General features: G+C 55.3%; 1 protein-coding gene. It reads left to right on the forward strand.

Translation table 11 applies throughout. From position 1 onward, the window contains the following. On the forward strand, positions 1–745 hold a 745-nt coding region (locus WM40_RS27255; protein WP_046154680.1), incomplete at both ends, for a transposase.

Raw genomic sequence — 745 nt, forward strand, 5'->3', positions numbered from 1 at the left:
AAGTCGTTAAAATCGTGGCACCTCGAATACGAACAGCGTCGTGATCTACGGGCAGGCTATGCACGTTCCAAGCAGGTGTACTCGGCCGAACAGAAGAAGCTGGCCATGGATCATTACTTGAGCCATGATCGTTGTGTGGCAGCGACCTTACGGGCTTTGGGCTATCCGAGTCGTGGAACACTTACGGATTGGATTAGAGAGCAGTGTCCTGAGATCGGCAAGTGCCGTGCTGGACGTGTGGCCGGCAGCATTCCTCAGTCGCTCGCGGTGAAACAGGCGAGCGTCATTGAGCTGTGCTCCAGAGAAGGCAGTGCACGCATGCTTGCCCAGAAAGTGGGCGTAAGCAGACCGATGTTATATAAGTGGAAGAACCAACTACTCGGCCGGGAGGTTCCAGCATCGATGAAACGTCATGAGAAGCGAGCACCGGAGCACGAGCGTTCGAATCTGGAGAAGCAAGTCGAATCGCTTCGGCGCGATATCCTCGCGAAGGCGAACGAATTAGTAAAAAAAGGGATGGGCATCGACCTGCAGCTCCTGAGCAACCCGGAGAAGACGACGTTGGTTGATGCCCTAAAACAAACCTATGCGCTGCCAGAGTTGTTGTCGGCGCTGCGGCTCGCCCGCAGCTCCTACTTCTATCACCGCGCCCGTCTGCTCGTGACCGACAGATATGTGGTTGCGCGTCGTGTCATGGCAGACATCTTCGAATGCAATTATCGCTGTTACGGCTACCATCGGATGC

Source organism: Robbsia andropogonis (assembly GCF_000970345.1).
In the GTDB taxonomy this organism is placed as follows: domain Bacteria; phylum Pseudomonadota; class Gammaproteobacteria; order Burkholderiales; family Burkholderiaceae; genus Robbsia; species Robbsia andropogonis.